Annotated in this window: 17 protein-coding genes; 12 read left to right on the forward strand and 5 right to left on the reverse strand. The window is 42.9% G+C overall.

What is annotated here, in order from left to right; translation table 11 throughout:
- Positions 1-105: 105 nt before the first annotated feature.
- Both FPZ42_RS04085 and FPZ42_RS04090 read right to left on the reverse strand, forming a co-directional pair.
- Positions 106-612: a hypothetical protein gene (locus tag FPZ42_RS04085; protein ID WP_146269200.1), complete on the reverse strand. Its 507-nt coding sequence runs from the start codon at positions 610-612 to the stop codon at positions 106-108.
- On the reverse strand, positions 609-1,190 hold the full coding sequence (locus FPZ42_RS04090; protein WP_146269201.1) for an RNA polymerase sigma factor: 582 nt from the start codon (positions 1,188-1,190) through the stop codon (positions 609-611). The genes FPZ42_RS04085 and FPZ42_RS04090 overlap by 4 nt, the downstream gene beginning before the upstream one ends.
- A 329-nt stretch (positions 1,191-1,519) precedes the next feature.
- On the opposite strand from FPZ42_RS04090, the gene FPZ42_RS04095 reads away from it, so the two are divergent.
- Positions 1,520-1,876, forward strand: a complete 357-nt coding sequence (locus tag FPZ42_RS04095) for a DUF6249 domain-containing protein (RefSeq protein ID WP_261382217.1) — start codon at positions 1,520-1,522, stop codon at positions 1,874-1,876.
- A 42-nt stretch (positions 1,877-1,918) separates the two neighbouring features.
- Here the strand turns inward: FPZ42_RS04095 and FPZ42_RS04100 are convergent, their stop codons facing one another.
- From FPZ42_RS04100 to FPZ42_RS04110, 3 genes are read right to left on the reverse strand one after another with little or no spacing between them, the layout of a single operon-like run.
- Positions 1,919-2,434, reverse strand: a complete 516-nt coding sequence (locus FPZ42_RS04100) for a DinB family protein (RefSeq protein ID WP_146269202.1) — start codon at positions 2,432-2,434, stop codon at positions 1,919-1,921.
- A complete protein-coding gene (locus FPZ42_RS04105; RefSeq protein WP_146269203.1) occupies positions 2,412-3,632 on the reverse strand; it encodes a sensor histidine kinase in 1,221 nt (406 codons plus the stop codon). The genes FPZ42_RS04100 and FPZ42_RS04105 overlap by 23 nt, the downstream gene beginning before the upstream one ends.
- A gap of 43 nt (positions 3,633-3,675) precedes the next feature.
- A complete protein-coding gene (locus FPZ42_RS04110) occupies positions 3,676-4,875 on the reverse strand; it encodes a glycosyltransferase (protein WP_146269204.1) in 1,200 nt (399 codons plus the stop codon).
- A 150-nt stretch (positions 4,876-5,025) separates the two neighbouring features.
- Between FPZ42_RS04110 and FPZ42_RS04115 the strand changes: the two genes are divergently transcribed.
- The 11 genes from FPZ42_RS04115 to plsX all read left to right on the forward strand — a co-directional run bounded on the left by FPZ42_RS04115 (position 5,026) and on the right by plsX (position 13,503).
- Entirely contained in the window at positions 5,026-5,673 is a 648-nt protein-coding gene (locus FPZ42_RS04115; protein ID WP_146269205.1) for a class I SAM-dependent methyltransferase, read from the forward strand.
- Positions 5,674-5,736: 63 nt separating this feature from the next.
- A complete protein-coding gene (locus FPZ42_RS04120; protein WP_146269206.1) occupies positions 5,737-6,534 on the forward strand; it encodes a shikimate dehydrogenase family protein in 798 nt (265 codons plus the stop codon).
- Positions 6,510-7,106 carry a gliding motility lipoprotein GldD gene (gene gldD, locus FPZ42_RS04125; RefSeq protein ID WP_146269207.1) on the forward strand — a complete coding sequence of 199 codons (597 nt, stop codon included), beginning with the start codon at positions 6,510-6,512 and terminating at the stop codon, positions 7,104-7,106. The genes FPZ42_RS04120 and gldD overlap by 25 nt, the downstream gene beginning before the upstream one ends.
- 116 nt (positions 7,107-7,222) lie before the next feature.
- A complete protein-coding gene (locus FPZ42_RS04130) occupies positions 7,223-7,858 on the forward strand; it encodes an MBL fold metallo-hydrolase (protein ID WP_146269208.1) in 636 nt (211 codons plus the stop codon).
- 26 nt (positions 7,859-7,884) lie between these two features.
- A complete protein-coding gene (locus FPZ42_RS04135; RefSeq protein ID WP_146269209.1) occupies positions 7,885-9,111 on the forward strand; it encodes an FtsX-like permease family protein in 1,227 nt (408 codons plus the stop codon).
- A gap of 237 nt (positions 9,112-9,348) precedes the next feature.
- A complete protein-coding gene (gene rbfA / locus FPZ42_RS04140) occupies positions 9,349-9,726 on the forward strand; it encodes a 30S ribosome-binding factor RbfA (protein WP_117391900.1) in 378 nt (125 codons plus the stop codon).
- Between the two features lie 4 nt (positions 9,727-9,730).
- Positions 9,731-10,435: a peptidoglycan DD-metalloendopeptidase family protein gene (locus FPZ42_RS04145; RefSeq protein ID WP_146269210.1), complete on the forward strand. Its 705-nt coding sequence runs from the start codon at positions 9,731-9,733 to the stop codon at positions 10,433-10,435.
- Between the two features lie 96 nt (positions 10,436-10,531).
- Entirely contained in the window at positions 10,532-11,515 is a 984-nt protein-coding gene (locus tag FPZ42_RS04150; RefSeq protein WP_146269211.1) for a pyruvate dehydrogenase complex E1 component subunit beta, read from the forward strand.
- A gap of 307 nt (positions 11,516-11,822) precedes the next feature.
- The gene (locus FPZ42_RS04155) at positions 11,823-12,344 is read left to right on the forward strand and encodes a YceD family protein (RefSeq protein WP_146269212.1); all 522 of its coding nucleotides are present in this window, start codon (positions 11,823-11,825) and stop codon (positions 12,342-12,344) included.
- A gap of 12 nt (positions 12,345-12,356) precedes the next feature.
- On the forward strand, positions 12,357-12,548 hold the full coding sequence (rpmF, locus tag FPZ42_RS04160) for a 50S ribosomal protein L32 (protein ID WP_146269213.1): 192 nt from the start codon (positions 12,357-12,359) through the stop codon (positions 12,546-12,548).
- Positions 12,549-12,564: 16 nt separating this feature from the next.
- Entirely contained in the window at positions 12,565-13,503 is a 939-nt protein-coding gene (gene plsX, locus FPZ42_RS04165; RefSeq protein WP_146269214.1) for a phosphate acyltransferase PlsX, read from the forward strand.
- Positions 13,504-13,512: the final 9 nt, after the last annotated feature.

Genomic DNA, 13,512 nt, shown 5'->3' on the forward strand with positions numbered 1-13,512 from the left:
AATGTGTCTTGTAGACACTAACAAGCACTTTCAGCTATTACGATTATAGCCACCTGGCGTAAGCTTTTAAGTAATATCAGAAATTTTGTACCCAAAGTGTGACAATCATTGCGGTTTTGTCATATTGCGGCGTCGCAAATAGTAATCAATAAAGAACAATCCCATTACCATATCAAAAAACAAAAATCCCTTTCCTATCGGGCCGGTGAATATCCCGTTCAGCTTATTTGCATTTAACTGTACCGGCAGCTCAACTTGTTTAACCACAGATGCCCCTGATGACCAATTTACTGTGCCTAACGTATAGGCAAGCATCGCCACCACAGTTATAATAAAGAAAGCAGCTATCCCCCAGATTATGCGACCATCGATACGAGCCTTTAATGGCTGCATCGCTTTTTCGGTTCTTATAGCCTCCATTACATTGTAAGTAAAAGCCATTGGCGGCTCGTCAACTTCTGCCAACATAAACTCGTTATTTAGCTGCAGCAATTCATCGTACTTTCTACGATAGATTTCATCTGTCGCAATCAGTTTCTCAATGGCCTGCTGTTCTTGCGGCGGGCAGCTGCCATCAATATAGTTCCAAAGTTTTTCTTCAATGCTGTTCATATCAGTTCTTTAACTTCGTGTTTTAAATTGCGCTCCAGCTTTTCTTTCAAACGCTGGCGCGCCCTAAAAAGTTTAACCTTCACGGTGTTCGCCTCAATACCCATCACCTGTGCAATCTCATCAAGCGATTGTTCGCCCTTGTAAAACATGGTGATTATTGCTGCATCATCGGGCAGTAATTGCTCAATAGCCTGGTTCAAATAAAAAGACCGCGACCTGTTTTCCGCGTTATTCTCATCAAAGCCGCCTGGCTTATTCTCTAATTGTAAAAACGTTTGCTCATCATCAATTGAAGACGTGTCCACCCGTTTCTTTCGTAGAAAGGTCATAGCAGTGGTATAAACAATGGTGTACAACCACGTGCTAAATTTAGATTGCTGCTGAAATGAATTTAACGACCGATATGCTTTAACAAAACAATCCTGCGCCACTTCTTCTGCATCTTCGCGGCTTTTTGTAAAACGCAAGGCAAGCGTAAATACAAACCGTTGGTGGCGCTTAACCAGATCAGCATAGGCCGATTGGTTGCCATTGATAGTTTGTTGTATCAGTTCTATATCAGAAAGCTTGCTTTGCATATTACACCATCTCTGACTACACTTTTCTGGACCAGGTTACACGCTAATTTACTTTATTAATAAAACAGTATCACATAATAATGAGCAAAGCATAAGGTAGCGCGATTGCTTATCTTTTGGCCATATTGCAAGAGCTTCTGATATTGTATTGTTTATAAACTCTTCTTGGCTTATTCACCACCCGTCACTTACTGCTAAGAAAACACATAAAGATTCTTCCGAAAATATTTTTATGCCGGGTGTAACCTGCTTAAAAATTATGTGGTCATAGCATACAAATACACCACGGTGGTGTATCACATTACAGAAATAACTTAAAAATTAATATTATGCCTGGAGAATTATTAATACCGATCTTAGTGCCGCTGGGCCTGTTTGCCATGATTTTTGGAATTGTATACATCAAAAACCGTGAACGCATGGCGATGATTGAGCGTGGCATGGACCCACGCAGTTACAAACCGCAACCAGCCCCATGGCAGAACCTTAAATGGGGATTATTACTAATAGGTGCAGGTTTAGGGTTGTTTATAGCTTATTTGTTAGATTACACAGCATTTAAAGCAACCAGAGATGAGAACGAAGCCATTTATTTTGGCTTGATTGCCATTTTCGGAGGTTTTGGCTTAGTGCTCTCTTATGTTATCGAGAAAAAAGAGCTTTATAACAACCGGGACAAAGAGTAAAAGGCTTTAAACAAATAAAAAAGCGCCTTATCGGCGCTTTTTTTATTGCAGGTATTTTTCCTGTATTAAATTAAGATGATAAAGCTCGTGACCGGCGGTCATGTAAACAAGCGCAGCAACTTTCACAAGCGCACCGCTGGCCACTCCTGATCTGCCTAATTGCTCTTCACTAAAAGAGCGGTAAAGATATAAAGTAGCCTCACGAACAGCTTTAAATTCCTTAGCCAGGTCTACTATCGTGCGGCTATTGAAATCCGTACTGGCAACATAAGTTTCCTGGTCAAATCCCGGCAGGGAGATATCTTCCCGTGAAAATACAAATGCCCTGAAAGAGAATACACGCTCCGTATCTATCATATGGCCGAGCACTTCTTTTAAAGTCCATTTACCCTCTGCGTAAGCAAACATAGCCTGTTCTTCAGAAAGGCCGCTGAAAAGGCTGTATGATGCCTGTTGATTTTCCGCAAGTAGGGCCAGCACATCCGTTCCTTCCGGAACAAGGATTACATAGTTGGCCGCATATGGCGCGTAGTCATCAGAGTTTGGCCTCTTTATCATATTTCATGGTTTTTAGTACTATCCTGAAAGTTGTTCCCTTGCCCACTTCAGACTCTTTCACAAATATTTGCCCGTTGTGGTAATTTTGTATGATCCGTTTGGTTAGTGACAAACCAAGCCCCCACCCCCGTTTACGTGTAGTATAACCCGGCTGGAAAACGGTATCAAATTTTGACCGCGGTATACCTTTTCCACTGTCGCTTATATCGATAAAAATTAATTTCTTTTGCTTATTTCCCGTGATCTGCACGCGAATAGTGCCTGGCCCCTCAATGGCATTTACGGCATTTTTTAGCAGGTTCTCTAACACCCAATCAAATAACGGTATGTTTAAACCGGCTATTAACCTGCGGTTACCCGTCATTTCAAAAGTGATACGGGAACTTACTCTCACTTTAAAATAATCAACAAACTCTTTAACAACCGCATAAACCGAATGCTCCTCTAATTGTGGTTTTGAGCCTATCTTAGAAAAACGATCGGCAACTATCTCCAGCCGCTTCACATCGTTTTCCATCTCTGCCATCAGCGGGTCGGTCTCCGCATTAAATTTCTCTTTGATCAACTCTATCCAGGCCATCAGCGAAGATATTGGCGTGCCTAACTGGTGCGCCGTTTCTTTCGCAAGCCCTACCCAAACCTGATTCTGCTCCGACTTTCTTGAAGAACTGAATGCCGTATAGGCCACTAACAAGAATATAGCAATAACAGATAACTGTATATAGGGGAAGATCTTTAACTGGGTTAATAATGCCGAGTCTTTGTAATAAACGAGGTATGGCTCGTTCAGCATGGTTATTTTGAACGGCTCATGCTGGCTTTTCATATACTCCAGCTCATCCTTAAAATATTGCGGGTCATACCATTTGTGCGCAAGTTTTGCCTCTTGCGCATCCATTTTAATATAGGTTTTGGTTGAGTCTAAACCGCGCACGAATTTGATACCGCCCTTGGTATCTGTTACAATTGCTGGTACTACAAGGCTATCCCGCACAGCCAAAACGTACGTTAAGAAGTCGTTATCATAAGTATTGGCGAGCTGTTTCATACTTAACGCCCATACCTGTGCACGGGTACGCTCGCTTTGAGAGATCTTTTTTACCAGATAACTGGTATAAAACACCGAGCCGCTGGCAATAACTACGGCAAAGGCAAGCAAAAAATATTTCCAGCGGCGTTTCTGTTCGTACGGGTTCATAGAAAAGGTAAATAACGCATTTTTTTGAACGGGGCGAAAATCTTTAACGTTTTAAGCCGGCCTCAACGCGTTCAATAACATCAGACAATTCTTCGGCACGTTTGTTCCAGGTGTTGCCTTCGGCAGTTTTTAAACGAGCGGTGCGCTTTTCAGCATTGTCATTGCCAATTTCGGCCAGTAAGGCTTCTAAAAAATCCTGCTTATCATCGGTAATCTTAACCAGGCTGGCAAAATCGCTTATGTCGCCAAAATTGGTGCTCACTACAGGCAACCCTGCTGCCAAATATTCGTTTATCTTCATGGGATAAATGCCCTTAGTAAGATCATCCTTCACAAATGGAATAATGCCTGCGCTAAAGGTTTGCAGGTAGGCAGGTAATTCCTCGGGCCGTTTGGCACCCTCTATTTTAACGTTGGGATATTTTTTTAAGATGTTAACCCCGCGCTCGCTCAAAATCCGGCCAACAAATACAAATTCTGCATCGGGCATGTTGGTGAACAAATGTTCTAATATATCATAGTTGCTTCGGTCGTCAACAGTGCCAACATAACCTATCACCGTTTTTGAGCGGTTTGGCTCTGCTGTAAAACCCTTCTTGAACAGATCAACCTTTACGGCATTTTTCACTATAAAGCACTGTTTGGCAAAGTCTTTTTTGCTTTCGTAAAGCCCTTGCGATGTTACAATTACCGCATCAGCCATTTTCATGAATATGGCTTCAAGGCGCAAACCATGCCGGCTTAACCAGGAGTGCGCACCCTTGATCTCGTCATAGCAATGGTATATGAGCGACTTCTCTTTGAACTTTCTCCCTGTCATGGCACCCATGCCCGGGTTAAATGAAGTGAAGTTAATCAGATCATCCTGCATCTCCAATTTTTTCAGCGCCTTTCTAACGGTTCGTTTTAGCAACCAACCATTGAATTTTAGCAACTGACGGTACAAAGGTCCGTCAGACAGAAAACTTACAGGAAAAACCAGCGGCGGGAATAGTACGTGCACCGTACCATCTCCTTCTGTTTGTACTGTGCGTATGCGGCTTTTTAAGCCCAACACCTGTTTAAAGTCTATCTTATCTTTGTTGTTTACACCCATCAGGGCATCCTTGTAAGTGTAGGCATTCTCTACAAACAACACCTTGTTGTTAACTGATAACACTTTCATTAATTCTACAACTGCCTTAATATAGTTGCCATTCCACTCGGTACCACTAATGCAAAGTATATTTCGGTTGTTAAGCATGGGGTGTAATAAATTTTTACTTTATACGGCTAAGTGTTATATATGGATGTGTCTTATGTAACTTAAAGTGATAAATACACGTTTAAACAATAGGCTTGTTAGTTAAATTGGATTACCTTTAAACCCGTAAACACCGCCACAAGATAACAAATGTCTGATAACAAACTTTACGTGCATTACGGCTGCGGCCAAACCGCACCTGCCGAATGGAAAAACTTTGATGTATCGCCTACCCTGGTAATTCAAAACACACCCGTTTTAGGATTTTTATTAAAGAAGAGCCTGGGCCAGGTGTTTGATAAAAACGTAAAGTATGGTGATATCACTAAAGGTTTGCCGGGCATTAAGGACGGTACAGCTGATGGCGTATACTGTTCGCATGTGCTTGAGCACATGTCTTTAGAACATTTCAGGATAGCGCTGCGCAACACCTACAAAATGCTGAAGCCCGGCGGGATATTCCGCATAATTATGCCGGATCTGGAAGTTTTGGTGCGGGATTACATCACTGACAAAGACGTTAAGCATGATCCTGAAGCATCTATTCGCCTGATAAAAAGGATGATGATGGGCGTAGAGGTACGCCCGCGCAATTTTAAGGCAGTTGCTAAACACCTGTTCGGCTACCTGGAGCACCTTTGGCTTTGGGATTGGGAATCGACCGAAAAAGAATTGCGCGACGCCGGTTTTCAGAACATTCGCCGTTGTGAATTTAATGATTCTGCAGACCCGATGTTTAAGCTGGTTGAAAACCCTAAACGCTGGGAACTGGTAGTAAAATTTGAGTGTATAAAATAATTAATTCGTTAATATTGTCGCACAGCTGATGCCTCCAGCATCTTTTGTGTTAATATTATGGCGATGAAACATTTTGGCCTCATAGGTTACCCGCTTTCGCATTCGTTCTCAAAAAAATACTTTACTGAAAAATTTGAGAAAGAGGGCATTGAAGATTGCACGTACGAACTTTACCCTTTAGAAAATATTAACAACCTTCCAAAGCTGTTACATAAGCATCCACATTTATGTGGCTTAAATGTTACCATCCCTCACAAAATATCTGTACTAAAACACCTGGACTGGATTGAACACGACGCCAAACGTGTTGGCGCAGTAAATTGTATTAAGGTAATTTCACAGAGCCCGGTTTCCACCGCTTTCTCCGGCGAGGTTGCATTTAATAATGACGACCTGTTTCTTGAAGGCCATAATACTGACATATATGGCTTCGATACTTCCTTAGGGCCACTCATAAATGATAGTTTCGATAAAGCCCTTATTCTTGGTGACGGTGGCGCAGCGCGGGCGGTTAAATGCTCATTGGAGAACAGGGGCATTACTTATACCACCGTTACGCGTAAGCGCGTTGAAGGCGGCATCTTGTTTGAGGAATTAACAGCCGAGCACATTCAAGAAAACAGGCTTATCATCAACACAACGCCTTTGGGCACCTACCCCAATATTGATGAATGCCCTCCTATACCGTACGAGGCAATTACACATAGAAATGTATTGTTTGACCTGGTATATAATCCTGCAGAAACCTTATTTTTAAAGAAGGGTGCAGAACACGGCGCAACAATAAAAAATGGTTACGAAATGTTGGTTTTACAAGCCGAAAAAGCCTGGGAAATATGGAATTCAAACAAAATAAAATAAAAGGTTTCCTGATGGTGCTAACCTTCGCTTTCTTAGCGGTTGGTTGCGGTGGTAACGACTTTTCGCCTAAGCCCCGTGGATATTTCCGCATTGAGTTTCCTAAAAAGGCCTACCAGGAATATAACCAGGGTTGTCCGTTTACCTTTCAATATCCTGTTTATGGTAAAATAGAGGCCGACAAGTCGCCCGGGGCTAAGCCCTGCTGGCAAAATATCCAGTTCCCGCAATTTAATGCAACACTGCACTTAAGCTATCAGCCGGTAACATCTAAAAAGGAATTCAATGAACTGATAGAAGACGCGCATAAACTGAGCTTTAAGCATACGGTAAAAGCGACTTCCATTGACGAAGGCGTTATCCACTACCCCGATCGTAAAGTTTACGGCATATATTACACTATCGACGGCAATGCAGCATCATCCGCCCAGTTTTTCCTTACTGATAGCACCAAGCATTATCTCAGGGGCGCACTATATTTCAATACTGAGCCACGCCTCGATTCGATACAGCCTGTTCTTACTTTTATCAAAAAGGATGTAGATGTGATGATCAAGAGTTTTAAGTGGAAATAGGAAAGTTAGAAGATAAGAGGCGAAAGGTTAAGGGTTTTGTAATCCCCGCCCGCAAAAACCTTTTGCCTTTTAGCTTTCACCCTTTACCTTTCAACTCAATACCCTACCTTTGCCCCATGGCTAAAGTTCAGTCCTTTGTTAATAATCCTTACCAGGAGAATACCTATATCCTTTTTGATGAAACAGGCGAATGCGCTATCATCGATCCGGGTATGTATACACGGCCCGAGCAGGATGCCGTTGTAAATTTTATTAAGGATAATAACCTTAAACCGGTATTGCTACTGAATACACACTGCCATGTAGACCATATACTGGGCAACCGCTTTGTGTTTGAGCAGTACGGACTAAAACCTCAATTTCATGAAGGGGAATCAGAAACGCTTGCTGCTGTAGTGGCATATGCCCCGGCCATGGGTTTCAGGTACGATGCTTCGCCTTTGCCTGATACCTTTCTACCGGAAACCGGCACCATAATCTTCGGGGATACCACGTTAGAGCTGATCTTTGCACCGGGCCATTCGCCTGCCAGCTTATGTTTTTACGATAAGAAAGATAATATTTTGATAGGGGGCGATGTGCTATTCCGCCAAAGTATCGGACGTACCGATCTGCCGGGTGGCAACTATTCTACACTTATCAAAAGCATCGAAGAAAAACTTTTCGCCCTGCCTGATGATTGTACCGTTTATCCTGGCCACGGTCCCGAAACAACAATCGGTTTCGAAAAACAACATAATCCCTATCTGTAGGTTATAAAGGCAATCATCCAAGCACATTGAACACCTCCATTTACATAGCTAAGCGTTACCTGTTCTCTAAGAAACAAACACACGCCATTAACATCATATCGGGTATATCCATGTTGGGTGTATTGGTGGGTAGTGCGGCATTGATCATTATTTTGTCAGTCTTTAACGGTTTGGAAAAGGTGATCCTGAGTTTGTACAGCAACTTTACACCCGAGCTTAAGATAGAACCGCGCCTCGGTAAGACCTTTAATCCCGACGAGCCATATTTTCAAGCGCTTAGAAAAGACCCGCGCATTGTTTCGTTTACCGAAGTGTTGCAGGAGCGCGCGTTGATCAAATATGCCGATCGTTCTTTCATAGGTACCGTTAAAGGCGTAAGCGACGATTTTTTAAAAGGCCGCCATTTAGATAGTACTATACAGTTCGGTTCATTTACGCTTAAAGATAAGGGTGCAGATTATGCCGTCATCGGCGCAACGGTGCAAGGTTCCCTTGGTGTAAGTTTGAAAGACCAGTTTACGCCCATGCAGGTTTTTTCGCCAAAACGTACTGCCGGCAACTCAACCAATCCCATGAACGATTTTGTGTTCCGTTCAATACAACCTTCGGGCGTGTTTGGCATACAGGCTGATTTTGATGATATCGTTATCACACCGCTCGAGTTTACCCGCGACCTGCTTGACGAACCAAACCGGGTATCCTCTTTAGACATTAACTTTAAGCCGGGCACCGATCTGGATGAAGTGCAGGAAAGCATCCTTGAAAAAATTGAAAAGAACTACACGGTTAAAAACAGGAAGGAGCAGAATACCAGCTTGTACAAAACCATCAATTTTGAGCGCTGGTCAATATTCATGATCCTCGTTTTTGTGCTTATTATAGCGCTGTTTAACATTGTAGGCTCGTTGACTATGCTGGTGATAGATAAGCGAAAGGACATTGCCATTTTAACCAGCCTTGGTGCCAATAAATCATTGATACAAGGCATCTTCTTTTTAGAGGGGATGATGATATCGCTTATTGGGTGCGTTGCAGGCTTAGCTATTGGTACCATCGTTTGTTTGGCTCAGATGTATTTCAAACTGATCAAAATGGGCTCAAGTCTGTCTGTGTTGGATGCCTATCCGGTAGCATTTAAACTAAGCGATTTTGGCCTTGTTTTTTTAACCGTGATAGGTATAGCGGTTATCGCTTCAGGTATAAGCGCACGTTTAAGCGTAAGGCAATTGGATGAGCTTAAGAAAGACTTGTAAAAGTTCAAAGTCGAAAGCTTATTCGATCCCCTCTTTCCGCGCAGCGAAGAGAGGGGCAACAAGCGAGAGCGATGTCGGGGTGAGTCAAATCTGCGGGCAGTTAACACAAGTTATTTTAACCAACAGGGATTAGGGTGTTATCCCAGCAGTAACTATTAAAATAAAATCATAGCTTTAGGTATTACCCGGCTTATCAATTAATTAAAAACTCAATCGCCCAAAGGGCGTTACAATACTATGGAATCTAAACGTCAGCAAAAATTTGCCGGGGTAATTCAGGAAGACCTGGCCGCAATATTTCAGCGCGAGGGCATGAACTACCTGCCAAACACACTGGTTACCATCACTAAAGTACGCGTTACGCCAGATCTGGCAATTGCACGTGTTTTCCTCAGCTTTTTTAATCATACCAATACGCAGCAGTCGCTGGCAACCGTAAAGTCGCACGCATCAGAGATACGTTATAAATTGGGCGCGCGCATTAAAGACCAGGTAAGGGTTATCCCGCAGCTTGAGTTTTTTGTGGATGATACCAATGAGTACGTTGAGCGTATGGACAAGATATTCGATAAAATAAGCAAGGAAGACCGCCAGCCTGATACCGACGAAAACTAAGCTGATGACTGCTACCGAAAAGCTGGCAACTTATATAAAGGCAAATCCTAACGCTTTTGGGAAATTGGTAGATCTGGATCCTGTACATGATAAACTGTACCCGCTTGATCTTACCATTTCAAATACAGAACTGACACCAGAGCTATTAGCAGATACCGCTGCTTTTAGCGCCTGGGTGGATGGTCGCCTGGCCGTTAACAATTGTCGTTATGCAGTTGGTGGCTACATGGAACATCGTTCGGTTTATAATCGCAGTCAGCTTTTTAATGCAGATGGTGAACCGCGCCGCCTGCACCTGGGGGTAGATATCTGGGGGCCGGCTGGCACGCCGGTTTATGCGCCTGTTGCTGGCACCGTTCATAGCTTTGCAGATAACAACAATTTTGGCGATTATGGGCCAACCATCATCCTGCAGTATCAGTTTACCGGCTTTACCCTATATAGCTTGTACGGTCATTTAAGTCGCGAAAGTATTGAGGGCCTTCATGAAGGTATGGTGATCCAGAAGAACCAGCTGATAGCAACTTTCGGTGATGCTTCTGAAAACGGCAGTTGGCCGCCGCATCTTCATTTTCAACTAATGCTGGATATTGGCGATGCAAATGGCGATTATCCCGGGGTAGGCTATTATAGCCGCAGAGGCGAGTATGACCAAAACATTCCTGACCCGGAGCTGGTTTTAAACTTTGCTAATGCCATAAAAGCGTAAGCTTTATGTAACGGGTTTATTATGCATACATACCGATTGCATATTTAACATTAGTGCTTATATTTGCCTCGCTAAAAACTTCATTTTAATAATATAATGAGAGAAATACAATTCAGAGAAGCGCTACGTGAAGCCATGCAGGAAGAAATGCGCAACGATCAGAATATCTACCTTATGGGCGAAGAGGTTGCCGAATACAACGGTGCCTACAAAGTAAGCCAGGGTATGCTTGATGAATTTGGTGCAAAACGTATCATTGATACGCCTATCTCTGAGTTAGGATTTGCAGGTATCGGTATCGGTTCGGCCATGAATGGCCTACGCCCTATCATCGAGTTCATGACGTTCAACTTCTCGTTGGTAGCTATTGACCAGATCATCAACGGCGCCGCTAAAATGATGTCAATGAGTGGTGGTCAGTTCTCTGTACCAATTGTATTCCGAGGCCCTACCGGTAACGCAGGTATGCTTAGCTCGCAGCACAGCCAATGTTTTGAAAACTGGTATGCTAACTGCCCGGGCTTAAAAGTTGTGGTTCCATCAAACCCGTATGATGCAAAAGGGCTTTTAAAGTCATCTATCTTAGATCCGGATCCGGTGATCTTTATGGAGTCTGAATTAATGTACGGTGATAAAGGCGAGGTGCCTGAAGAAACCTACTACATAGAATTAGGCAAAGCAAAAGTTGTTAAAGAAGGCACAGATGTAACGTTGGTTGGCTTTGGTAAGATCATGAAGGTGGTTATTGCTGCTGCTGCCGAATTGGAAAAAGAAGGCATCAATGCTGAAGTGATAGACTTACGTACTGTTCGCCCTATTGATTATGCTACTGTTATCGAATCGGTTAAGAAAACAAACCGTTTAGTGATCATCGAAGAAAGCTGGCCATTAGGCTCAATAGCTACTGAGGTTGCCTTTAAGGTACAAAAAGATGCATTTGATTATTTAGATGCACCTATCCTGCGCCTAACCGGTGGCGACGTACCATTGCCGTACGCACCAACCCTTATCCAGGAATACCTACCAAACCCAGAGCGCCTGGTTAAAGCCGTTAAAGAGGTAATGTACGTTGCTAAGTAATTAGCAGTAAACAGATATATTGAAACGCCCGCCTACTGCGGGCGTTTTTGTTTCAAGGCCTCTTATTGTCATTTCGACAGAGCAGAGGGGGCAGGCTTATTGAGTGCAGGGGCGACGAGAAATCTTCTGCATACAACAAGTAAGCGCATAACGTAGAAGATTTCCCCTCGCTGTCGCTTATTCGAAACGACAATAGACTACTATTTTCGCCCACCTTTTACCTTTCCTCTTTAACCCTTTGCCTTATTAAAAAAACACTTTCCTGTTTTAATAAAAATACCTACATTTGCGGGCTAATTGTTGCTCATTGAAATCGCTACGCACATATTCAATACCGTTCTCTGGCCTAAAGCTGGGCAAGCATTATTTTGAATACGAGATAAACGACGAGTTTTTCAGCGAGTTTGAATATTCGCTTGTAAAAAAGGCTAACCTGGTATGCAAATTAGAGCTTGATAAGCAGGAAACTATGCTTATCCTTAATTTTGACATAACCGGTACGGTTGCCGCCACCTGCGACAGGTGTTTGGCAGAGTATCAGCAGCCGGTTAATATACACGAGCAGCAAATTGCCCGCTTCACTGAAGACGAAATGGGCGAAGATGATGAAATTATTACCCTTGGCAAAAATGATCATGAGATAAACATTGCCGGGTTGATATATGAATATGTTACCGTTTCAATGCCGTTTATTGCAAATTGCAGCAACCAGGGCGACGGCAAACAATGTGATGAGGAAATGCTGAAAAACTTAAACAAGCTTTCAGTAAATGATGAACAGGAACAGAACGCAGACCCGAGATGGGAAGCGCTCAAAAAATTAAAATAATACAAAAAGGTTATGGCACATCCAAAACGCAAAATTTCAAAATCAAGAAGAGATAAACGCAGAACGCATTACAAAGCTGACGCTCCTTCATTAACTACTTGCCAAACTACCGGCGCAGTACACTTGCCGCACAGAGCTTACACTGTTGATGGTAACGTTTACTTCAACGGCAAAATCCTTATTGAGAAAGCAGTAGCAGTTTAAGTTTAATTTTCTGAGAATGAAGATTGGCTTAGACATTATGGGCGGTGATTACGCTCCTAAAGCGGCAGTTTTAGGGGCCATCGAAGCTTGTAAAACATTAACAGCCGGGCAAAAGCTTGTGCTAATTGGCGACAAGGATACAGCCCTTGCTATTCTCAATGAAAATAACTTTAGTGCTGATAACTTTGAGTTTGTACATACAACCGAAGTTATTGGTATGGGCGAACACCCAACTAAAGCGATTGTACAGAAACCCAACTCAAGTATTGCCGTAGGTTTCCAGATGCTTAAAGAAGGTGCTATTGATGCATTTTCATCGGCAGGGAATACAGGTGCTATGCTGGTTGGCAGTATGTTCAGCGTAAAAAATATACCCGGCGTTATACGCCCGGCCATGACTACCATAGTACCCAAACTTAAAGGAGGTTTGGGTATTATTTTAGATGTAGGAGCCAATGCCGATTGCAAGCCTGATACGCTTTTGCAGTTTGGCGTTTTGGGCAGTCTGCTGGCCGAATCTGTTTATGGTATCCAAAACCCTCGTGTAGCGCTTATGAATATAGGCGAAGAAGAGGAAAAAGGCAATTTATTAAGCCTTGCAACCTACCCTTTAATGAAGGATACCAAATTATTTAACTTTGTGGGCAACGTAGAGGGCCGCGACCTGTTTAACGATAATAATGATGTTATTGTATGCGATGGCTTTACAGGTAACGTGATCCTTAAACTGGCAGAATCGTTTTACGTTATTACCCTTAAAAAGAAGTTAAAAGACGAATTTCTTGATCGTTTTAATTATGAGCAATACGGCGGCAGCCCTATCTTAGGTGTAAACGCCCCTGTTGTTGTTGGCCACGGCATCTCAAGCCCCGAGGCTATCAAGAATATGGTGCTCCTTTCTAAAAACATGATCGAGACCAATCTTGTTGACAAAATAAAACTGGCTTTTCAGTAAAAAATCACA

This window comes from Mucilaginibacter achroorhodeus (genome assembly GCF_007846095.1).
GTDB classification, from domain to species: Bacteria; Bacteroidota; Bacteroidia; order Sphingobacteriales; family Sphingobacteriaceae; genus Mucilaginibacter; species Mucilaginibacter achroorhodeus.